Annotated in this window: 15 protein-coding genes; 2 read left to right on the top strand and 13 right to left on the bottom strand. The window is 39.9% G+C overall.

The features are described from left to right. Positions 1 to 189: 189 nt before the first annotated feature. From CD03_RS0101615 to CD03_RS0101660, 10 genes are all read right to left on the bottom strand, one after another. On the bottom strand, positions 190 to 8,640 hold the full coding sequence (locus CD03_RS0101615; RefSeq protein ID WP_197041610.1) for an InlB B-repeat-containing protein: 8,451 nt from the start codon (positions 8,638 to 8,640) through the stop codon (positions 190 to 192). A 501-nt stretch (positions 8,641 to 9,141) separates the two neighbouring features. Continuing rightward, a complete protein-coding gene (locus CD03_RS31995; RefSeq protein ID WP_052377614.1) occupies positions 9,142 to 10,326 on the bottom strand; it encodes an adenylosuccinate synthetase in 1,185 nt (394 codons plus the stop codon). 21 nt (positions 10,327 to 10,347) lie between these two features. Beyond that, positions 10,348 to 11,265, bottom strand: a complete 918-nt coding sequence (locus CD03_RS0101625; protein ID WP_027292136.1) for a hypothetical protein — start codon at positions 11,263 to 11,265, stop codon at positions 10,348 to 10,350. Positions 11,266 to 11,287: 22 nt separating this feature from the next. Further along, the gene (locus tag CD03_RS0101630) at positions 11,288 to 12,295 is read right to left on the bottom strand and encodes a J domain-containing protein (protein WP_138003187.1); all 1,008 of its coding nucleotides are present in this window, start codon (positions 12,293 to 12,295) and stop codon (positions 11,288 to 11,290) included. A 63-nt stretch (positions 12,296 to 12,358) separates the two neighbouring features. Next, entirely contained in the window at positions 12,359 to 13,024 is a 666-nt protein-coding gene (locus CD03_RS0101635; protein ID WP_027292138.1) for an NUDIX hydrolase, read from the bottom strand. A 374-nt stretch (positions 13,025 to 13,398) separates the two neighbouring features. Beyond that, a complete protein-coding gene (locus CD03_RS0101640; protein WP_027292139.1) occupies positions 13,399 to 13,578 on the bottom strand; it encodes a hypothetical protein in 180 nt (59 codons plus the stop codon). Next, on the bottom strand, positions 13,575 to 16,109 hold the full coding sequence (locus tag CD03_RS0101645) for a glycoside hydrolase family 2 protein (protein WP_027292140.1): 2,535 nt from the start codon (positions 16,107 to 16,109) through the stop codon (positions 13,575 to 13,577). Before CD03_RS0101645 ends, CD03_RS0101640 begins: the two co-directional genes overlap by 4 nt. Before the next feature lie 9 nt (positions 16,110 to 16,118). Continuing rightward, positions 16,119 to 16,958, bottom strand: a complete 840-nt coding sequence (locus CD03_RS0101650) for a carbohydrate ABC transporter permease (protein ID WP_027292141.1) — start codon at positions 16,956 to 16,958, stop codon at positions 16,119 to 16,121. Beyond that, positions 16,939 to 17,862 (bottom strand): carbohydrate ABC transporter permease, encoded by a 924-nt coding sequence (locus tag CD03_RS0101655; protein ID WP_242849014.1) that lies wholly within the window; start codon positions 17,860 to 17,862, stop codon positions 16,939 to 16,941. The genes CD03_RS0101650 and CD03_RS0101655 overlap by 20 nt, the downstream gene beginning before the upstream one ends. A gap of 45 nt (positions 17,863 to 17,907) precedes the next feature. Then, on the bottom strand, positions 17,908 to 19,224 hold the full coding sequence (locus CD03_RS0101660; protein ID WP_027292143.1) for an ABC transporter substrate-binding protein: 1,317 nt from the start codon (positions 19,222 to 19,224) through the stop codon (positions 17,908 to 17,910). A 356-nt stretch (positions 19,225 to 19,580) separates the two neighbouring features. Here CD03_RS0101660 and CD03_RS0101665 point away from each other — a divergent pair, with 356 nt between their 5' ends. Further along, positions 19,581 to 21,323 (top strand): sensor histidine kinase, encoded by a 1,743-nt coding sequence (locus CD03_RS0101665; protein ID WP_027292144.1) that lies wholly within the window; start codon positions 19,581 to 19,583, stop codon positions 21,321 to 21,323. Continuing rightward, a complete protein-coding gene (locus tag CD03_RS0101670; RefSeq protein WP_197041611.1) occupies positions 21,298 to 22,818 on the top strand; it encodes a response regulator transcription factor in 1,521 nt (506 codons plus the stop codon). Before CD03_RS0101665 ends, CD03_RS0101670 begins: the two co-directional genes overlap by 26 nt. 176 nt (positions 22,819 to 22,994) lie before the next feature. Here the strand turns inward: CD03_RS0101670 and CD03_RS0101675 are convergent, their stop codons facing one another. Genes CD03_RS0101675 through CD03_RS0101685 form a run of 3 tightly spaced genes read right to left on the bottom strand, consistent with a single transcriptional unit; the run spans position 22,995 to position 24,785 of the window. Further along, positions 22,995 to 23,180, bottom strand: a complete 186-nt coding sequence (locus tag CD03_RS0101675; RefSeq protein ID WP_156042724.1) for a hypothetical protein — start codon at positions 23,178 to 23,180, stop codon at positions 22,995 to 22,997. Positions 23,181 to 23,215: 35 nt separating this feature from the next. Next, entirely contained in the window at positions 23,216 to 23,467 is a 252-nt protein-coding gene (locus CD03_RS0101680; RefSeq protein WP_027292147.1) for a hypothetical protein, read from the bottom strand. Continuing rightward, entirely contained in the window at positions 23,448 to 24,785 is a 1,338-nt protein-coding gene (locus CD03_RS0101685; protein WP_027292148.1) for a glycoside hydrolase family 1 protein, read from the bottom strand. The genes CD03_RS0101680 and CD03_RS0101685 overlap by 20 nt, the downstream gene beginning before the upstream one ends. Positions 24,786 to 24,794 lie beyond the last annotated feature (9 nt).

Here is a 24,794-nt window from a genome sequence, read left to right on the forward strand (position 1 = left end):
TTACTATATCATGATATTTTTAATTCGTCAACTACTTTTTTGTTTATTTTGTATGTTTTTATCATGTTTTCTGCTAACACCTAGGCATAATAACTCATTGTATAGTAATCAGAGCTTCCGCTGAAATAAATTTCTTTCAGCGGAAACTGTGATTTTAGCTATCAAATTAGCACTAAATACTATTTTTTGCTATTTAATCTTCACCGACTTCACTTTACTATAGGACCCATAAATTTTTTCGTTCTTTACAGAACGGCAGCTTCGGATTTTAACATAATACTTTCTGCCTTTTTTCAGCTTTTTGATCTTCTTGATCGTGGTACTGTTTTTTGAAATAGTTACATTTTTCTTTCCCTTTTTAAATTTGCCGTCTAATGCATAAGTAATCTGATATCCGCTTGCCTTTGTATCTTTTTTCCATCTTACCGTAAGCATTGAATTTCCAGATGCCTGCAGAGAAGTAACTGCTGCTTTTTTCGGTTTAACCCGAATTGTTACAGCTGTATTTGTTTCCTTATAATTGAATGTCTCCTTTGCAGTAATGCGTATCACTGTTTTTCCACAGCCTCTGATTGTTACTTTTCCCTTTTGATTAACATCGGCTACCCGCTTATTGGAGGATCTATAGCTTAGAGCTCCGTTTCCTTTTGTCCTCCTGGCAGACATGGAAAATTTTCCATTGCCAAATGTCTTATTAAAGACCGGGGGAACCTTGATTATCTGAGGTGCCTTTTTAATCTGAAAGTTCTTTATAATACTTCCGCTGTAGTTACCCTTGAAAGTAATAATTATTCTGCCTGTACCAAAATTTTTATTATCTGCATACTGCACTGTATAATCTTTACCTAAAACATATCCCTTTACGGTAAGGTTTTTCTGTTCTATTGCCTGACCGGTATATTCCGCATCAGCCACTCCCTGGATATCAGCTGCCATTACCTTTTTCGCCTCTACGTTTACAGGCAGTATTTGTCTTACCGACTTTTTGTCTGCATCCCATCCGGTTATCGATTCCCAGTCATGATTACCGGTATTTTGCGGTGTATAATATGCCGCATATCCTTTATTCGAAACTTCCGGTGTAATAAGGGGATTTTCCCAACTCCATCCTTCCTGAAGTCCGATTTTGCCTAATTTCTGTTCTGCGTCATAGATTACATTTATCTGATTTGGTATCTCAAAATCAGGCTTTTCCTTATTACCTTCTATGACACCTGTTCCTTTCAGGGTACCACCAATTGCCTTTCCATAATTTTGAACATTACCATTGTTAATAAATGTTCCTGTATTTTCTGCTTCTCCTTTGATTGTAAAGATACCATTATTTATAATTGTTCCCTCATTGTAAAGGGTTACGCCTTCTGCGATTGATACCGATACTTTTTCGCCGACCTGGAAATTAATGTTTGTACCAAATAGGATAGTCTCCTCAATAGAAAATTCCTCAACTCCATTGCACAGTCTTAAAGTCACCTGTCCTGGAAACTGCTCCGCCCAGACAAGAGCGTCGCCCAGACTTCTAAAATCTTCTGATACTCCATTTTCATTCACAGCGGTAAGCTGTATTTTTTCAAAATGGGCAATAAATTCCTTATCCTGAGTTACGCTGACTTCAAATTCAGGTTCTGCACTTACGATTTCACCTTCACATGTCCAGTTGGTAAACCAATACCCCTCCAGAGGAACTGCTTTTATGAGCACGATAGAATCTTTTTCATATATGCCCCCACCGCTGACATGTCCCATGGTCTCATCTTCAGAACTGACACTTAAATTAAATTTTTCAATCGGCTCCTGCCCTTTTGGAATAAAATGAGCAATATATCCGCCTTCTCCATCCACAGTAAAGGCATAGTCTGATTCTTCACTTACAATGATTCCGTCTTTTACCCAGTGGGAAAACAGATATCCTTCCAGTGGATCTGCGCTTATGGTAATCATCGTTCCTGATTCAAAAGTTCCTCCCCCTCGAACTGTTCCCATGGCTTCATCATTAGACGATACCTTTATCTCGTATAATGCTTTTTCAAACATAGCCATATATTCTGCATCTTCAGTAACGGTAATCTCATAATCTGATTCTGTACTTACAACTTCACCATTTTTACTCCAATTCACAAACTGGAATCCTTCCAGTGCCCTGGCACTTAAGGTGATGGTTTCTCCCTGTTCATACTGACCGTCTCCGCTGACTGTTCCCATTGCACCATCATTTGGAGAAACGCCAATCTTGTATAATGGAGCTTCTTTTGAGCGGTCAATGACAACCAGTGCATCCAGTGGAACACGATATTGGCCGGCAGTCGGAGTAGGCACAATATCAATCGTATGGGTTCCTGTCTCTAATCCGTCTATTGCATAGAATACATAATGATACATATTTGCCGTTCCATTCTTGTTGGAAACACTATAATTTCCCCGATAAATATGATCAATATAAATATCTGCCGATCCGCCTGAACCAGTGCCGGATTCCGTGATTACCTGAATGCCGCTCCCCTGGAATTCATAGCTTGCATAACTTGTTGAATCCGCAATGGAAGCATTCCATTTATGCTCTGTCATGCCATAGCGGCTGTACTTGGAACCAGCTTTCCATTCAGACCAGGTATTTGCTGAAACATTTGGAGAATATACAATCCCTTCATCAAAATCATCTGTCAGACTAACTGTTTCTCTATCTGCTATGCGTATTGTTTTTGTTAGGATATCGAGTTCTTTATCTTTTGGCTCAGCTGTAATTGTAATTGTTCCTTTTGCATCGGAGCTTAAACTCAGTATTGCATTTTCTGTAATATTCGTAGCGGAGCCATTTTCTTGTGGAACCTGATCTTTGCACCCGGCATCATACTTTTCACCCACATCTCCTGAAACGGACCATTCATACTCCGATACGTCTGCACCCGGAATGTGAAAAGCAGCCTGGGCATATGGATAGAGATAGTCCAGTATACCATTGATGGGCCGGATCTCCCTTTCTTCACTGTCGCCTGTTTTCTCTGCAAAATATGCTGTGTAAGTTTTCTGCGCATTCTCGGTACCTACCACTGTAAGGATATCTTTTGTTCTTGGAATTATGGAACTTTCTCCGGTGAGCTCATCTAAAACTGACCAATATAAAAATTGATAGCCCTCATTCGGAACAGCTGTGAAACTGGCTGTTTCGCCACCATTTACCTGTGCCGGTCCCTCTGCAGCTCCACCGTCTTGAGGCTCTGCCTTTAATGTAATGCTTTCCGGCTGTCCCACTGGCTCATCGTCAGATTTATTTGTAATGATAAAACCATCCAGAGATAATCGATATTGATTTTTGGCTGCTGCCGGCATTACATCGATTGTGTGCTGTTTCTCTTCAAGTCCTTCTATTGCGAAAAGCACATAGTGATACATATTTGCCGTCCCATTCTTAGTAGTGACATCGTATTTTCCATAATAAATATTATCTATGAATATATCAGCAGCTCCGCCTAGATTTGTTCCTGACTCAGCAATTACCTGTATTCCTGTTCCACTAAACTCCATATGTGCATAACTGTTTTCATCAGATACCGCACTGTTCCACTTATGTTCTGTATTCCCGTATCGATTGTAAACAGTACCACCTTTCCATCCTGCCCAGGTTGTTGCAGAAACAGATGGTGCATATTCTATTTTACTGTCATAATCATCTGCCAGCTTTACCTTTTCAGATTTTTCTACACGGATATCCTTAGTCAGAACCTCCAGACCTGCGTCATCCGCTATCGGCGTTGCCGTTACTGTAACAATTCCTTCGGCATCGGAGCTTAAGCTTAAAATTCCAGTATCGGTAATATTGGTAGGCATTCCGGCTGCTCTGGGATCCAGATTGAGGCCGCCTGCATCCTGGGCTAATCCTATATCTCCGGTTACAGACCAATTATATGCATTTGCATCTCCGTTTTTTACCATCAGGGCAACCTGTGCATATGGGTATAAGTAATCAAAATTTCCATTAACAGATTGGATCTCCTTTTCACCATTGCCTTCCTGCAATGGTATGAAATTAGCAATATATGTTTTTTCCCCATCCGGAGTTCCTGTTACTTTTATTTCACTCTTACCTCGCAGAATATCTGATGTTTTGTTATTTTTCTCATCCGTAACAGTCCAATACGCAAATTGATAACCTTCATTTGCAAATGCTGTAATAGTTGCTGTTTTTCCTGCCAGGATTTCTTTCGGACCTGTTACCTTCCCCGAATCTTCCGGTAACGCTTTTAAATTAATTTTTTCATTTTCCCTTTGACCAATAACCTTATAGAATGCTTTAATTTCATTGTCGTATTTGCCCACATGTCCTTTAACAACAATCAAATCTCCTGCCTTATATTTATCAGCACTCACCAGGTAATCGGATTTTTCCCACCACAGGAATGAGAACGGGTCTTTGAAAGATTTTTGATCACCACAGTCATATACCATTGATTCATATGTCATTCTGGGAAGATCAATTTTCTCGCCCAGTGCAATCTCAATCGGTTGATTCTCAGACCCAATATGATAGGCACTCAGCTTCTGGGGTACCGGTTTCACTTTTACATCTGCCTTTGCAGTCAAAGCAGTATCCTTTACCTTTCCATAAACCATTTCTTTTCCATAATTCCAGTCATACATTGGTGCAATGGCATTTGCAAAACTGTCTTTATTCATTTCATCCCAAATGACATCAACCATATCTTTGGAGCCATCACTGTAAACCGCCGTAATTTTTTCAGGCAGCCGGGGAACTGTTTTTCGATCAGTTGTAACATATGTGGTTTCCAATGCCACAATTTTTTTACTTTCTTTTACATTTTGAATCGTTACTTCTAATGATGCGCAAGTAGACGAGCCATCGTTTGCCTCAGCCAAAACCGTAACGGTACCTTTCCTTAGGGGTATAAATTGTCCCTCATTTGTAATAGCCGCTATCGTATTATCTGACACAGACCAGGTAATATGGCTGTTTACAGCATCACCATTCACTTCTGCTGTAAATACCGCTTCACTGTCTCCCTCGCTAACCGTATCTGGTCCGTTTATACGAATGGCATTTACCGGTCCTGTCGTCAGCTTATCTTCATGAAGCACACTGACCCAGGCGTTATCAAAATATGCACTGGTTCCATTGCTCAGCGAAAAACCAGCCTGTCCTTCAGAAAAAGATGCATCCATTGCTTCTAATACAGGTACATCATCGAATGACAGCTTCATAAATTCATCGATAACCGTTAGATTAAAGGCATACCAGGTCTGATCCTCCATCGTTACTGTAACGGTATCTCCAAATCCTTCCCAGTTTCCTTTCACTTTTTTCATAAACTGCAATGCTGAAGATGTTCCATTTCTTTTGATTGACAGCTTATACATATTGTTGTCATCAACTGCTCTAAATATAATACCTGCCTCATTATTATTTCCCGAATCAAATTTAACAAGCGTATTGTAAAGATAATCCGACCATTCCTTTTCTCCGGAATAAGAATAGTTTTCAGTATTTTCTTCAGCCTTTCCATAATATATGCCGTTATCTCCATTTGCCCATATATCAGGATTATTTATAACTTTCCAGGTTCCTCCGTTATTTATCCACTTATCTGCATACCGAAAATTTGTATCTGCCTGTCTTTCCGGGAAAAGAACTGCCCCCTCCCCCTTCCAGTCAGCTGCTGATTCGTCCGTTTCAAAATCACAAATATAATCCTTTTCTTTATCTGATATATCCTTTATCACCACATTGTCAATATAAATAAAATCATTCAGTGCACCTGTTCCCTGCTCTTTCATTGCTGCACCTATCTGACTGCCTGTTTCCTTCCCTGCATTATGCTCTGTTCTTAAGCCATAGTATCCTTCTTTTACGGAAAGCCCGGAATAACTGAGAACAGCATCTCCATATTCTTCTGCATTCCGTTTTTTCAGATATACCTTAACATCTGCTCCATTTACATCGATTTTTATTGTATACCATGTATTCTTATCCAATGCCGGATTCGCAGATGCCTTGCAGGAGGTTCCATCCAGTATTGCAACAGACTGATTATTTGTCCCTGCATTGGTAGGCGACAGGCATAGGGGATTTACCGTAACATAATACCCAAGCTTGCGTATCATATCGGCGCGGAAAGCAAAGCTGACAGGTGTACCCGCTGCAGTGTTAAAATCTGCTTCATATGTGCCGTCTGTATATGTATTTTTCGTCATATACATGGGTATATCACTCCAAAACGGTGCCACATACGGCAAGATCTTCATCACTCCATTTTCCTTCTTTCCAGTCTTGTTATAGGTCTGATACCCATTGGCAGCAACTGGATTTGCTTCATATATATCTTCTTTTGTTACCGTCCAATGCTCAGAATCTATAAAATAATCCTGGTCTTCCTCTTTTGTCCCATAAGTAAAGTCCTGTAAATAGGAATCCGTAAGCATTTGATTATATGCCTTAATGTATCTGAGATTTAACGCCGCACCACCAGTTTTTTCAATTCTGATTGAATGATATGTATTGCTCAAACCTGTTTTACAAAATACAGCCCCTGCCTCTGCCTGCTCTGCAGTTATAGAACCCCATAAAACTTCATCAATATAAATATCTCCGCTGACAGCCTGCCCGTCTCCCATACATGTAATAGACGTTCCAAAGAATTTTGCTGTTGTGCTGCTGCCTTCTTCCTTTATATACTCGCTGCTTACCCGGGTCCACCTATCGGGGGCTGGGTTCAGAATGATATTCACAGGTCCATTATGACGGACTGTAATTGTATATTCTTTACTGGCCTGATTCCAGGATTCTTCATAGTTATAATGATTCCTGTCATATCCCGCAATAACCATTTGGGGCTTCTCATCTAAATTGGTGTGAATCACCATCTTTGTCTCTCTTAATTCCAGGTCAGAAGGATTGATACAATATTTAAATTCATTATAGTAATCCAAAATATCCAGGACCCTCTTTCCCCCGTCATTGGCAACCAGATCACCATCTGCCCCCCGGTTGGTTCTGTAGTTATTCAGGTCAATTACCAGTTCATCCCCATTATCCGTAAGTGTCGCTGCTGAATGCGTTGACAAATCCAGGAAATCAATTTTTCTATAGCTTCCTCCTTCATTTAAAGGAATATAAGCACTTTGCACCCTGTCCTCATTTACATTGTTGTTGTATACCTGCCAGCTGTTTTGATTTTTATTAACTGTTGCATCTCCTGTATTAACAGCAGCATACTTTTCGTTAAAGAAATCAATTTTATCCTGTACGCTTTTAAAATTCTGATTATAATACTGATAATCTATAATTGTCATTCCGGAATCTTTCAATGCCTGTAAAGTTGTCGCCGGCGTGTGGATCGGAATCTGAGGGATGATACCGTATCGTCCGCTTGTCCGAAAAAAATATCTCAGGTTTCGGTTCCCCGTGCTGTTATAAATATCAATGCCTCCATCATATAATCCCTCAAAAAATGTAGTGGATTCACCGTCCTGACCTACATTCAGCATGCCGGATCCAGCATAATTCCCCCTGCTCCCACAGGTTGCCAGGATACCTGTCTGTGTGCTGTCTTCATAAAAACCGACTTTAGACTTTAAAATACATTCTTCTTTTGTGGGAATCTGAACCGTATTAATGATTGTACGCATTGCCGGTACCATTGCATTCCAGAACAATGGAGAATACATACTGTTTACAGTCGGTATATCCATCTGATTTTCATACTGAAAAACTGTGGCACCATTTAAAGCATTTTCAATCATGTTCGTGGCATATGCGGATTCCGGGAATGCTCTTGTCCCATAATCTGAATAATTGGTGGCAAAGGTTTTCTCACCCCCTGTGGTTGCTCCCTGATACCAGTTGTATGCATCCACATAAGTGCCAAATCCTGCTGACATATCTGCAAGCCACATGCCATATGCCTCCGAAAAATTATAATCATAATTACAATGCACATTCTTAGGCGTGTAGATAAAGTAATCATGATACTGCCTCAAGATATCCCCTTTCGTTTTATCTGCAACGACTGCATTATAAAATTGGTTTATCGTCTCTTGATTTGCATGTATATGATACCCCCCATACTGTGCCGCCAGTTTTACCAGACCCGGAACTGCTGCTGTAACATCTGCATCCGTCTGTTCTGAACTTGTTGTCCCAATAAAGTTATCGTAACTCTGATACAATGATTCTATCCATCCAAAAGTATCTGCCTGACTCCCTGCCATAGCCTGGCTTCTGTTACCGCCATAGATCAGCATCATGGGAATTCCCAGAGACTGTCCCTGCTCCAGGTTATCCTCAACCCATTTTCTTGCATCTTCTGTTGTATTCCACTTATTATATACAGATCCAAAATGCAGTGTCAGTACACAATAAGACCTGATATCTTCGGGTATGGTTTCCCACATCTGCTTAATATCCTGCCCTCTGTAATTAATATCCCTTAAAAAATCAGAATCATTTTCCGTATTATGCCCCATTACCATAGTAAATGTAAGAACCGGATGTTCATTATCTATTATTCTGCGAAAGCCATTCTGGGCAAAGTCCGTATTCATTTTGGAAATCCTGGCTGTCTTCTGTCCGGCGGCCTCCGCAATGAAGCTCTGTCCTCCCGCAATACCTATAAACATAAATACTATCATTAAAAAAGCAATAAATCGTTTTCCATTCTTTTTCATGTTTACACCCCAGATATCTCCACAGTAATCTGTGGTATATCTTTCCTTTCTCCTAAACTTAAAAGTCCCTGATCCCAATATAATCCTATTTTTTTAAGACCCTACCCTCCTTTAATGATAAATGTGAACCGTTTCATTTTTTGACTAAAATAAAAAGGTATTTAGTAAGATAGTAAAAATGAACCGTTTCATTTTTCTTAATATATCATACATTCTTATTATCGTCAATATTTTTTTGTAATTTTTGTATATTAATTTTTGAATAAATACTTATTTATAATTAATTTTGTACACACATTTTCATGTATTGGGTTTTTATAACATGATATGTCCGTCATTATTTTGCAAAAGTAACATATTGTGTCTTTTGATTATTTATTAGAATGGAGCTGTTTGAAGCTATTTTTTAACTTCTGAAGATTTTGCAGGAAAGTCTGAATATGGGGGCTGTAAAATAAGCCCCATTTAATCCTCTGCAAGGCTGTTGAAGATCGGAAGCTTCCACTTCACATCATTATGGGTCATCCCATCCGACCTGTAAATTTTATACCCACAAAACAATTTTCTTAACATCTCTTCATTTATTCCATATTCATTGCAATGAGTAACCGCCAATGACTTTTTAACCGGGAATCCTTTACTGTCATTTTCTATCCGCTCTTTCAAATCAACCAGATCCAATGTCCCGTAACGTATGGTATCCTGGTATGAATTTGGTATATTTGTTAAGTCTGTAATCTGGGAATTAATCTCCTTTTTTGCACACTCTGTATCAAACCTGCCTGCTCCATGCCTTGTCATATACGTTCTCGTTACATAACATACCTCCACATCAGCATTTCTTTTTGCGATAATATCCATAGGATTTTTGATACCTGTACTGCTGGGTGTTAAATGCGGGGCATATTCCAGATTATTCTGATCCAGCAATAACCCTTGCGCCCCCTCAAAGATCACATAATCATAAAGATCCAGGATGCTGTCACCGGCAGATGAAATACTCTTCTTCATCTTCAGAAAATCATCTATAAAATTCTCAATAATACATTCTTTGTATTCCAGAATTTTATTCCATTTATCTGGAACAGTATCCACTCCTAATTGTTTTAATCTTACCGGAAAATATTCTGAGACGATACGGTTTAAAATACTTCCCAATTGCTGCCGTGATAAATTGGAAAACCCGGATATGGTGCTCTCTATCCTGTACTCTTCATTTCTCACTTTCGTTTCAAATATGCCCACGCCACAGCTTCCATGCTTTGATTTTCCTCTGTATTCTTCTGCAATCTGATTTATCATCATATCAAACGGTGTTGTAATAAGCGCCTGATCGTGAACAAAAATTTGGGGTTCGATATTTTTACTTTTTAGTTCCGCCAGTTCTTTGTTATAAGTAATTGGATTTACTATAAACCGTGCGGATAAATAAGTATCTGCCCCGCACACAGCCCCGGAACCGAAATGATGAAAGACATGTCTTAACCCGGATGGAGAAACGACTGTATGGCCTTTCTGGGAGCCGCCATTATGGCAGATTACAAGACACGATTGATTCTTATCTTTTGCTTCTTTTGCAAAATAGTCTGTCATAAGGCCTTTACCCTCGTCTCCAAAATTTGCTCCTACAACTATTTTTACAGTTTTCATACAATCATCTCTCCTATCCTCTTAAAATTCAATCAGATCATTATTATCATTTATAACAGCCAGACCGCTGATTGCCCGGCTTACAACTAGCGCCGTTTCATCCTCCCAGGAATCTTCCACTTCTTTTACATCTTTTCCTGCCGCTATTTCCAAAATAGAAACAATAATTTCCGGTATTTTGGAGCAGTCAGATACGGCAATTGCTCTCTGCCCTAAGAGATTCGTCCATTTCGTTGCAACATCATCCCTGCCTATTCTCATGCCGGAACCCTCTTCAATCATCAGGTGATAGATTTCGTACTGCCTGGAAACTTCAGTTAGTAATTCATCTGCCGTTAAATCAGCCTGAATATCATCACCTGTAAATTTTTTAATAGCATTCTTTGATATGATATTTAAGAATGGTTCATCCCCCATTGTAAATAAAAAACCTTTCCTTCCATGTTTTTCATATGAATCAATTTTTGTATGTCTTGCAGCGAAATACCAGGGTAGTGTGTAAGATTCTCCATTGTTACCCCCGCCGCCTCTTTCAAAATAAATATTATTTAACTGTTCTGCAATCCGGATATCGGATTCGAACTGGGTTACCTGTAATGGATGACGATCACACTCCACATCCCCAAATGCCATGACCATTACCTGAGGGTCTTTAACTGGTTCTCTATCATAAATTTCATTAATCAGCGTATGTAGTTTTTTCGAAATAATTTCCAAAACACTGCTCATAGATCCCGTTACATCAAGACCTAAAATAATTGGTGTAGAATCAGGGTGTTCTTCTGAATCACAGGATTCTCTATAGGTTATGCCAACAGGTTCAAATTCTTTTTTAACAGAGATTGATTTATACATGTCACTTGCCGACGAGTCTGCCGTGTATCCTCTGCTTGCTGTATATCTAATCCAATCTTTACTTGTAAATGTTCCACATCCCATATCCATTCTCCTTTTCTTTCCATTAATTTTTAATTTCCATATGAATAAATTTTCTTCTGCCATATGAATCATTCAATGCCCGGTCCCATTTCACAAATTCTTCGTAAGGGTCTCTGCCGGAACCGCCAGTCAAAAAATGTATAAACGGCTCCGGCACCGATAAATCCATAGAAAGTTTTCTGCAGTTTACTTCTCCAAACAATTGCCTGCCCATCAGTTTTACCGATTCTAAATCCGTCAATGATGAAGATTTCTTATCTTCTTTCGCCGCAACAGGCATGATGGAAAAAATATCTCTGGATGTTCCGATCATCTTTTCGTTCTCACCTGTCGTATACCACCACCCCCCAAGCAATAAAATAGAATGATTATCCGGTGAGATAAAACAGTTATTGATATTGATACCATTGTGAACAAGCTTATTGTATTTGAGGAAACATGTTAAGCTGCACAATCTGCTTATGATCCAGGCAACATGCCTGTCGTCTAATTTTCCTCCAAAATACGCAAGGACACTTTTAAGAGAAATAACGTGATCTGGCTTTTCCAACAGAATTACATATTCTCCGCCTTTTGTCTGAAAGGCATCCAGAATTCGGGGAAGAAACCTGCTTAAATCTGCTTTCATATGCTCATCCTGAAATTTCAGTCCGGAGATTCTCATTACAGCATTTTCAAAATATTTTTTCTTGTCTGAACCTAATACATATGCAATCCTGGTTTTAGTTTCATATCTTGTGCCCAGTTCAAAATCAAATGCTGCGTCATAATTTAATGCAATCTTTTCGTTATCATCCCGCCTGCTTACCAGAATATAATTGGATTTCTCCCAGGCTCCGGCCTCGGAGAGTTTCAATGCCTCACGATACAATTCTGTAATCCTGGAATATACTTCTGCTGCTCCTGGTGTACAATTGATATCCGGATGCCAGACTTTGACCAATTCTTTATATCTTGCCTTTATCATATCAATTCCATAAGGGAACAAATCACCGGTTTTGGATATTGATAAAATCTGTTCTGCTTTCAAAGTCCTCACCTCATCTTGGTTTCTTACATCTTGATACTCACCTAATGGTTTCCCACGCATCTTTTATCCCTTAAAATCTTCCGCCCTTCTATAGATTTTACTGGGTCTATGGGCACCCACCTTTTTCATTTTACCGGTATCTTCTACTATATCCTGAATACTTTTCCGGAAATTTGCTTTGAATAAATTTTTGCCCAATAAAATCTCGTAGATTTTTTGTAATTCGGGCAATGTAAATTCTTCGGGCAGAAAATGAAAAGCAATTGTCGTGTATTCTGTTTTATTTTGAATGCGTTCTCTCCCGTATGCAATCATCTCTTTATGATCAAATGCCAGTTTATACTGTTCGGAAAGAATTTCCGTTACATCCATAAACAGAACTTCCGTTACCCGCTTACCGATGCTCTCCGCAAGCAGCTCTCTGGGAATCAGAGCCAAATATGAGACAGAAATTACCCGGTTTCTTGGGTCTCGTCTGCAGTCATCCCCCCATGTATATAATTGTTCCAGATAGATATTCTCCGTAATCCCTGTCTCCTCCTCAAGACATCTCCTGGCAGCGTGAGACAGCGTCTCGTCCTCGGCTACCGCAACTCCCGGCAGCGCCAGAGCCCCTTTGAACGGCTCCTCATTTCTTCGAACCATTAATACTTTCAGCTTGTCATCTTCAATTGTCATAATTAAAAAATCCACAGCAACTGCAATTTTTTCATGTCTGAATGCATCCATATTTAAACTAAATCCTTTCTTTGAAATAGTTAGTAGCTTTTTTATACTTTTATATTAGTATAATTTTACTACTAAGTCAAGTCTTATTTGAAAATATATTAAATCATGGTGCCCACAGCAGTCCGAGAACAATTGGTGAACACGCTATTGCTACATCGAACAATTTATCTTAAATTTGGGTTTCGCTGATTAAGACGCTTTGTAAATGATAGGTAGTGTACAGAAAGATGGGTGTGGAAAACTGGTATGGGCTCCGTCAGCTGGCCGCAGAACTGGTATTTTCTAACCTTTCCGTACACTACCTATATCTACAAAGCGTCATTAATCACCTAACCCCCAACACAATAGAAAAAGCATCCATGAACAAAAGCTGTTCATGGATGCTGGTTTCTCCCGGCATTCCCCCTTATTCTGTTGGGTTCCCCAGTCCCCCAGTCCGTGACGTATAAAATGTTCACTGCCGGAATGATGATAAATAGAAGGATAATCCTGCTGCTGCCCCACGGAATAATATCCCAGAAGCTGCCTTCCCCGCAGTGATTTTTCCCTTTCATCTTATACTCTTAATTTCCAATTCAGTATTACCTGCATCTTTTACAATAATCGTCCTTTCTTCCCCTGGAAGCATATTAAAATAATTGTCGCTGCATTTATAGTTTCCAGCTATATACACACCGCACACATACCCTCCTGCCCTTAGCACAAGCTTTTTATCATTTCCCACTACTTCTTCTTCCATAACCTCTACAGGACTCTTTGCATACTTCAGCCGGCTGTTGGGGCAGGTGTATAACATTGCATGATCAATGCCGTCATCATATACATACAGCATATATGATCCGCATTCTAAGTCATAGTCACCTATTTTTTCTTTTAATACCTGCATCCTTGCCCCGGCGGGAACTTCAAATACCATTTCTCTGGTGTCACTGATTTTCCCATCAAATGATACATAACCAAATTTCACTTTGCAGCGCAGTTTTTCCTTTGTATCGTTGATTCCCCGGATAAGAATACAGTCATCTGTCTGCCTGATGATAAATTTCTTATGGGCAAATGCCCTTTTCACCCCGTAATAAGAAATCTTTCTCCTCAAATAGTAATCTATAACTGTCCATCCAACTTCTCCCCAGGCGTCATTATACATCCAGAAAAGCGCTCCACCGCAGTCTTCCTGAAAACGGAATGACTCCAGGGAATATTCATAGACATCTCCCTGTACAAGCCCGCCATACAGAATAAATTCGCTCTCTGTAAGCTCATGATTCTCAGGCAGATAGTTTTGTACAATGGCTTTCTCCAAGGTATCTTTCATTGTCACGTTTGTATGGGATTTCCACAGCTTTCCATTTCTATCCAGGTCTCCGTCTCCCAGATATTCCCTGATACTCTCTAAGCAGCATGGTCCGAGAACACCATATTCACTTACGAACTTTGTTTTGACAGCATCATAACTCTTCAAATCCAAAGCTTCCCGGATATCATTACTTACAAATCCATGGCCCCACAGATGTGCATCTCCACAGTCTAAATCATTTGCATTCTTCCCGCCATATGGAGAGCTGTTCCAATAGGGTATGTAGGGACAATTCATCCAAACCACTTCCTTAGAAAGGACATTTGGAATCCAAAGTCCATATTGATTTTGATAAGACGGTTTTATGCCCCATCTGTCCAGGAATTCGGGATTGGAAAAAATCCAGTGGTTCTCATTCGTGCCGCAAAAAAGTGCAATGCAGGAATGTGTCCGCAGCCGCTTTGCCTGATAGGCATATTCAGAACGTATTTCATTTTCAAACCACGCCTGCTGTTCCGGATATGCACCGCATGCCAGCATAAAGTCCTGCCATACCAATATTCCTTTCTCGTCACAGAGATCATAGAACAGCTCCCTTTCGTATAAGCCGCCACCCCAAATGCGGATCATATTGAAATTAGCCTCAACTGCCTCCTCCAGCAATGTACGGTATTTTTCCGCTTTAACCCTTGCATATATAAAATCATTTGGTATCCAGTTCGCTCCCTTACAAAATATCTCCTGTCCGTTCACGATAAATTTAAAATTTCTGGTCCCATCCTCTAAAACCGGCGTATCTATACTGATTTTTCTGATACCATAGTTAAAAACTGGCCAGCTTTCATTCGTATCTGCGCATCGTGCCGTTATTTCCACCTGGTAAAGGGGCTGTTCTCCATAACCGGCAGGCCACCAAAGCTCTGCTTCCTGGATTTCCAATTCCTGATTAATATAATTTGTGCCGGATGTGAGCAGGATATCGGGAATCGTTTTGCATGCAGCAATTTTGCCGTCCTTTCGAATTACAATTTCCAGATCACAATCAACCGTATCCACGATATTTAAGTTTTCTGCATTAACCATCACGTTTAATAATGCCAGCTTCCCATTCCCGTCCTTCTTAATCTCTTTTGTCTCAATTCCAACTTCGCGGATCGCAATCTTATTATAAGCTCTGACAAAGGCTTGTCCGGTAATGCCAACGGAAACCAGCCGCGGTCCCCAGTCCCAGCCAATGTTATACTGCGGCCGCCTTACCATTGTCCTTCTGTGGTCACCCCTGTCACTGTCATTAAAGTCGCTTTCAGCGGTAACGGCACAATCTATTACTGCCAGATCCTTTATGGATATGTTTTCAAGCCCACTGGTGAGCCGGATCGACAGTTTATTATCCCCAGTTACTAAAAATCTTTTTATTTCACAAATAAACGGATAATGTACATTTTGATGAGATCCAATATATTGATCATTTAAAAATATATCGCTGTTCGTATCCAGTCCTTCCAGCACTAACTCTATGACTTCGTTTTCCATGCCGATGTCAGCGGATGAAAAATGCTTTTGAAACCACCAGGAGCGTTCTTCCATCCATTTGGATTCATAACTGTTATCTCCTTCTAAGGGTTCCTTAATGACACCGGCATCTATCAGGGGCATGCGGACATCCACCGGTAAATCACACTTATACCACCCCTCATTTATTTTATTTATATCGGCAAGATATTGCCTGTCCCAACTAAGAGGAGCTTCATGAAGCACCCATGATTTATTTAATCTTGTAATATTCATCTCTTTCACCTAACCTTTCACCGCTCCGGCAACCATGCCTTTTATAATATGTTTTGAAAAAATGAAATAAGCTGCCATTGCAGGCAAAATTGCTAATAACATTGAAGTCATCATTCTTGGATAGTTTGTAGTAAACTGCCCTTTAAATAATGCTATTCCCACAGGAAGCGTCATATATTTTTCTGAATTCGTAAGGATCAGGGCAAAGGTAAATTCATTCCACGATCCAAAAAACTGAATAATTCCTACGGTCACAAGTATTGGTTTACACATGAACAGGACAATTGAGAAAATGGTTCTTTCCCTGGAACATCCATCTATGGCTGCTGCTTCTTCTACCTCTACCGGTATGGTCCTGACATAGCTTTCCACCAGAAACACAGCCAGGGGAAGCCCCATTGCGGTATATGGAAGTACTAATGTAAACCAATGGTCTGTCAGATGTAACTTCGTAAACATTACATACATTGGGACCATGATTGCATGCACGGGAACCAGCATTCCCAGTAAAAAAAATGTATAGGTAGATTTTCGTCCCGGAAAATTATACCGGGATAACAGGTATCCAATCATAAATCCAAACAGCAGTATAAAAAACAAGGCAAGCAGACTATAGCGCAAACTATTCCATACCCATACCAGAAATTTACTGTTAGTCAGAATCTCCTGATAGTAGGAAAAATTGATTTGTGTTGGCAGCGCAACGGGATTCTGATAAAATTCCGATTTTGTTTTAAAGGAAGAGTAGACCAGCCAAACCAAAGGATAAATACAGGAAAGGGAAAATATGATTAAGAGAAAATTGGGAATGATATGTACTACCTTTAATTTATTTTTTTTCATCTTCATTTTTCCCTCCTGCCAGCCTGTTAAGCGGAACCTGTGTGCCCAAAATAAATATCAGGCTTACAATCAGGATCACAATGGACATTGCGCTGCCATATCCCATTTTATAGGACATAAATGATGTATTATATGCATACATTGCCATAACGCTGCTGGAGTATCCCGGACCGCCGGATGTCATCGCATATATAATATCGAATGCCTTCATATTTCCGGCAATACAAAGGGTAATACAAACTATAAGCGTATTCTTTATAAGGGGAACCGTGATATATAATGCCTTTTTCCAACCGACTGCACCATCTATCTCAGCCATTTCAAGTACCTGGGGATCGATGGATGACATACCGGAGAGCATTATCACCATATAGTATCCAATAAATTGCCATATGATTGGAATAGCAACCAGCAGCATGATGATCTTCGGATTATTGAGCCAGGGCTGCACTTTACTTTCCAATCCCACCATTTTAAGAACGGCATTGAGCAGCCCGTACTCATAGTTATAAATCAGGTTCCAGATAAATCCAACAATAACTGCCGAAAGCACCGATGGAAAATAGCACATTGTCCGGTGAAACCCCTTAAATTTTACATGCCTGCTGCCCAGAAATGTTGCAAATATAAATGCCAGCCCAATCTGGAAAATCAAACATACTGCCACCAGGTAAATATTATTCAGCAGGGATTTGATAAAGATCTTATCCTGAAGAACATCCACAAAGTTTTTAATCCCTATAAAGGTCTTATTTACACCCCCATTCCAGTCAAAAAATCCATAATATAAAGCCAGTAAAATGGGAACAAACAGTATAACTGCATACCATAATACTCCTGGAAGTAAATACAAATATATTTTATGTTTATCTAATTTTAAGCCATGACTCATTCTTCCACCACCATTCATCTTTTCACTATTAAGCAGGGTAAACAGTTTTTCTGCATTTAGAAACTATTTCTTAATATTGTCCTGATCCACCTGTATCTCCTGTGCAAGTTCCTCCGGTTTCTTTGTTCCGTTTAGCAGTTCCTGCAATCCTGAATTCATTGTCTCAATAACTGCTGCATTCATTTGCAAATCATAAATCGGAACAATATTCTTATCCTTTGTCAGTGCCACAAAGTCCTTCACCAGCTGAGACTGTCCGGACATGCCTGAATCATCCACATTCATCGGTGTTACAAGGCCATATTCTTTCATAGCATATTCTGCCATTTCAAACCCATTTAGATAAATAATATAATCCATTGCCATTTTCAGTTTATCACCCGTTAGCTTTTTATTGACGCACCAAAACCATCCGCAGCCCCCGGTCACATCCTGTTGTTCGGAACCATCCAGGTTCGGCAGCATGGCAACTTTTGTATTTTTTAACACCTCTTCATCATAGGACGCTATATTTCCCAGTCCCCATGAGGCATTAATGACAGCAGACACTTTTTTCTGCCCATACAGCTCAAATCCCTGTGCATCATTAATGGTATTAAAATCTTCGTTGAAGAGTTTATTCTCCGCCATTTTCTGGAAGTGCGCCAGTGCATCCACAAATGCCTGGTCTGTAAATTTGGCTTTTCCATCATTCTTAATAATACTTTCGGTCCATTCACTTCCGGTATATAAATCACCTACCCCTGAAAAGATATAGGATTCTGCCGGCCATTTGTCCTGATTCCCCATACCGAACATAGGAATTCCTTTTTCCAGAAATTTCTCAGAGGCTTTATAGATGTCATCCCAATTATCCGGAAACGTATCATACCCGATTGATTTCCATAACTCTTCATTGTATAAAACGACTGAGGAAAGTGCCAGCTGCCCCGTCATTCCATATATCTTACCGTCCCTTGTTGCCGCGTCAAAAACACCCGGCTTATAATCGCCTTTGTATTCATATTGATCCAGATACTCATTCACTGGTGCCAATAAATCATTGTCTATGAAGTTATCCATCCAGGAACCTTTCACCATGAATATATCCGGCAGTTCGTTCACTGCTGCCTGAGCCTGGATCTTGGTAGAATAATCATCATGAGACATTACCTGGCTGACCACTTTAATATCCGGATGCTCCTTCTGCCATGCTTCCGACATAGTCAGATGGGCATCTCCCTGATTATTCGTAGCCCGGTCTTCTTCTGTAAAATTGTGCATTACCGTAAGCTCAATTCCTTTGCTGCTATCTGAATCCTCACCGCTATTTCCTCCGCAGGCACACAAACTGAATGACATCGCTGCTGCTAAAACTACTGCTGTTATTCTCTTTTTCATATTCCTTTCCTCCTTCGACCACAAAAGTATTGGTTTTTGACATCCCAATCGTTCTTTACTGACTGGTGCCTGTCTGTTTACAATACTATTCTACAACTATCCTCAATCTTCTAAAACCTGTATTTTCATTGGGAATATCCTTATAATTTGCAATCTTTACCCTTAATCTGATTTGACTGGCATATGATATCCTTAAATATTGCTAAATATCCTCAATTTTTGTCATATCAAACTAATTTGCATGAAAGTTATATATTGTATAGATATTAATCTGATTTTTTTCTGTATCTTGTTTTTATTTTATAGAAATAATGGTATAATTCATAATTAGAAAACTTATCTCAGGGGGATAAAATATGAAACTGCAATTTAAAAGACCGATTACCATGCGCAGGCAGATACTTGTACTTTTTGTTTTACTGATGCTGATACCATTCATACTCTTAGTGTTAATTGCAGATATTATTTTTACTACCCATGCACAAAATGACCTTAAAACTATATATAACAGCAATGTGACGGAGATGGCCAACAGTCTTGATACCCTGTTCACAAATGCAACTGACCTGACACTTTTTCCTTTAACTGAAGATTCAATGCGCACTTATCTAACAATACCAAGTTCAAACCCCGATTTTTTAAGGAAGAAACAAAAAAGCTCAAATATCCGAAATTTAATACCTTATGGTTATCGGGAAGGGATTTTAAGTATTGGACTTTACCGGGAAGACGGAGACTATATAATTACAGACAATACGGTCAAATACACAGAAACTGATTATGAGAATGTCAGAAAACATGATTTGCTTCCTTTCTGGTATTTTCCAGCGGACGAACAATCTATCTTTTTACTTCGGCATTTCAGAAACCCAACAAATTTTTCCGAGTATGCAGGATACATAAAGCTCCGGCTGAGTTTATCCTATGTAACGTCAAAAATGAGTAATCATCTGCAGAATGAAGAGACCTCCTATTTTTTAATCACACCTAACAACGCTCTTCTTATTGAAGTTAATACCGGTCAGTCTGACACACTCTATCAAAAGTTCTCTTTTACATATGAAGAGCTAAAACAAAAGGCCGAGTCTGGTCAGCCAAGTACGATACAGAATAATTGTATCATCTCACAGCATCTGCTCTCAAACGGGCTGATACTGTACAGTATTGCAGCTCCCCATATAATCTCCGAAGTGAGGCACGCATTCTGGCCAAGCATGCTAATGGCTTCCACTGCCGTAATGCTATTATCGTTTATGCTGTCATTTTACTTCTCCAAAAAGATTACGATACCCCTGGAGACACTTGGTGAAAAAATGACGAATCTGACAACAGGGAATTTTTCCAGCCGGGCTGATATTGAAGGCTGTCAGGAAATCTCCATGCTGACAGATCGTTTTAATAATATGGCGGGACAGTTGGAAATTCTATACAATAAAGTTTATCTGGGGGAATTAAAGCTAAAACAATCACAGCTGGATGTACTGGAAACACAGATAAATCCCCACTTTCTTTATAACACCCTGGACACCATATATTGGATGGCTAAACTGGGGGAAACAGAAAAAGTAAGCTTAATGGTATCCAATTTATCACAGATGATGCAGATGACGCTCTCGGCAAAAACAAAAGATAAAGTTACTTTGTTTGATGAACTGAAACACCTCACCTGCTACATCGTGATCCAGGATATACGGCATAATGGCAAGATTCTGTTTGATGTAAAATGCAATGATGATATAAAGGGTTTCCAGGTTTTAAGCTTTCTCCTGCAGCCCCTTGTGGAAAATGCGCTTCATCATGGTTTATCCAGCTATTCAAACGGCATTATCCATGTACATATATACCGGTCAGATAATGATCTTATTTACGAGGTTGCCAATAACGGAACCCCCATAAATCCCGATGAAATCACTACTCTTCTGAATTCCGGAAAACCCGCCCTGAAAGGGTTTGCCCTAAAGAATATCATAGAGAGGCTGCAGCTTAGGTACGGCGAACCCTATTCACTTACTTACTTTTTAGATGGGGATTTTAGCGTGTTCCGGATAAATCAACCAATTGAAGGAGATGAAAATGATGACAAAAATACTGATTGTTGATGATGAGGATTTTATCCGTAAAGGAATGATATATACCATTCCCTGGGAAGATAACGGATTTACTGTATTCGAGGCAGCAAACGGTCAGGAAGCCTTTGAAGTCTCCCTGCAGCAGCGTCCGGACATTGTTTTAGCAGATATTCAGATGCCTGTTATGAATGGACTTGAACTGGCGGAAAAGTTACATTCTGTTCTGCCTAACACCAAAATTATCATTTTGACTGCCTTTGGCAGCGAAGAAAATTTATTAAAAGCAATCAACTTTAAAGTAAGCGCCTTTCTGATTAAAAGCGCATGCAGTGAAAAAATATTGGAAACGGTCATCAGAATCCGGGATGAAACCGCGGCTTACAATGATCAAACGGAAAAACTGAATCATATACAGCAGATCTATACAGAAAACCAGCCGCTGTTAAAATCAAGCCTGCTGCTACGATTTATCCGCAAACAGATCTCATACCCACATTTTTGCAGAAAATATGCCGATTTAGGGGGCGATACAGACATGCCTTCTCTGAGCGTTGGTTTGATGAAGGTAAATTTTGATGATGAAAATTACATCCTTGGGCAATTACTATTTTATTTTGCTGACTTTAACCCTATCTGCTTTTTTGATGACCAAAAAAATGTCATACTGATCCTGAATACAGCAAAAAAGGAACTTACCCCTCAAATGTTTGAACAGATACTACCCAGCATTCAGCCAATATTATTCGGAAATTTCATAACGATCATGAATTCCATTACGTCCTTTACATTTTTACCCATGGCATATGAAATATTAAATCAGACACTGGATAATTGCTTCTGGAGCAAGTCTGCATACCGGATTATCGAACCTACCAGGGAAATTGCAATAAACGACCCGAATATACCATATAATCATGAATCGCAGATCATCCGCAGTATTATTAACCGCGACCAGCACCAATTTATGGCGTCCCTATCCTCTTACTATCATTATATGGAACAAAATATGGTACTAAGAAGCGTTTTTCTGGAATCCGTCATGCACATTCTGGTGGTAATTTCCTCTATTCAGAATACGGACCTGGAATTTGATAAAATGAAGGAATTCATATGGGCACTGGAGACACCACAGGAAATTATCGAACAGCTTCGCACCCTCGCATTTCCGGAACCATCCAGAAATTGTACCAAAGCAGTATCGGATGCCATCTCTTACATGAAAAAACACTTTACAGAAGACCTGCATCTGGAAGAAGTTGCAAATGCAGTATTTTTATCACCGGGATATCTTTGCCGCATCTTCAAGCGGGAGACCACCCACTCATTTACAGAGTACCTGCATATCCTGCGGATCGAAAAAGCAAAAGAACTGATTGAGAAAACAGATTATAAATATTATGAAATTGCAGAAAAAGTGGGCTATAAGAATTACAAATATTTTTCGGCTTATTTCAATAAAATTGCAGGGTGCAGCGCAAAAAATTATTATATGGAGCATATTAAAAGAAGCGGTGACAATTCTTAAAGCGATTATTCCGCCCAATAAATTCAGGGTGCTGCCCACCCTGGTACGAAACCCAGTGCGGCAGCACCCTTCTGACTGTGTTGCAACTGCAAACGATCTATGCAATGGATATCTTCCGGAATCGTACCATCGGGTTTGAGACTAAATTACCACGCTGTACCCTCTCATACCTTAATTTAATAAAGAAACGATATTTGAGGCGATACTAGACAAGCCGGCTTCTCTTCCGTCTCATAGATTCCATATTTTTTCTCTGTATATGGTATTGCATTGCCCTTCCATACCACACCTTCCTCAAGCAAATTTGTCACTTCTACTTCTTTCATAACCTGATCGGGGAAATCTGCTTTCTTATCATTCACCCACACTTGAAAGGTATCACACACATCCCCCAGCTTTAGAATATATCTCTGTCCAGCTCATTCCACGGCCGAAGCTCTTTAATTGCAATTGGTTCTCCCCATTTTTGGAATCCGCTTCGTAAGAAAGATCCTTCCCCATCCTCATTTGGACAAAACTTTTCCAACTCCAACCTATCGAAGATGATCGTTCCCAGTGTGTGCTCTGTCGCCTTTTCATCTGCATAAGCATTTGCATTTTGCAATCCATTTTCTACCCTTTCATCTACCTTATTCTTCCAAGCCACCATTCTGAATGACTCTCTGATACCAGTAAAAAGAATCTTTCGGTATTCTTTCCAATGTTCTGTAATCAACATAGATCAGACCAAACCGCGGGTCACAGCCCTCTGCCCACTCAAAGTTATCCATAATAGACCATGCCGTATAGCCAATTACCGGTATCCCGTCTTTCATCACTTGGTGTAATGCACTCAGATACTGGTACATATAATCAATCCGCTGTGGATCATGGACCTTTCCATCTCTCATTACAAAATCTAGATTGGACATACCATTTTCTGTGATGAGAATCGGAAGGTTATAACGTTCATGGAGGAACTTCGGTGACCAGTAGAGCACTTTGGGTGTGATTGCCCACCCCATTTGTGTACGTGGCATACCAGGCCATCCCAAATCCGGCGCTTCTGTATCTGCATTGTAGTTGTTTGCAAAATACACATTATAACCAAAGTAATCCAATGGCTGGCTAATAAATTTCAATTCCTCCTCGGAAAGGATCTCATCTAGATATTTGGGTGCCTTTCCAAGTACCATCGGATCCGCCCACCAATTTGCAGCCATAGAAAATCCCTTTTCAATATCAAACATCTCACTTCTTGCTTTTTCGATTCCGGCTTCCGTTTCATCATAAGCCACAAAGTTTCTCGCATTCAACGCAAATCCAATCTGTGGGTCTGCCAGTTTAGAGCGTTCTCTAATCAGTTGCACACCATGACCATGGCAAAGCAATACATTTTTGCTAATTTGCGCCAAATCACGGAATTTCTGCTCTTCGCTCATACGATTGATCTTAAACGGCGCTTGTCGTCCTTCAAAGTAACCAAATCCAATGAAACATGCAGGTTCATTAAAAGTCATCCAGTATCGCACTTTATCGGAAAGTGCATCAATAACAACCTTCGCATATTCTGTAAATTCATTTATAATCTGTGAGTTCTCCCACCCACCTTCGTTGTAGGCCCACATTGGCAAATCCCAGTGATATAGTGTACAAAACGGCTCAATCCCTGCCTGTACCAACTCATCTGCTAGATTTCGGTAGAATTGAAGCCCTTTTTCATTTATCACTCCACGCTCGGGCATTACACGCGGCCAGCTAACTGAAAAGCGATAACTTTTCAGTCCCAACTCTTTCATCAAGGCTACATCCTCTTTATAACAATGATAATGATCGCAGGTCACATCTCCATTTACATTTCGCTTGATATGTCCCTTACTTGTCGCATCCCATATACTGTCTGTTTTGCCATCCTCACTTCTTGCACCTTCCACCTGGAAAGACGCGCTTGCTGCTCCCCATAAAAAATTCTCTGGAAATTTTTTCATTTTATCCTC

The sequence above is a fragment of the Robinsoniella sp. KNHs210 genome (assembly GCF_000686105.1).
Lineage (GTDB): Bacteria > Bacillota > Clostridia > Lachnospirales > Lachnospiraceae > Robinsoniella > Robinsoniella peoriensis.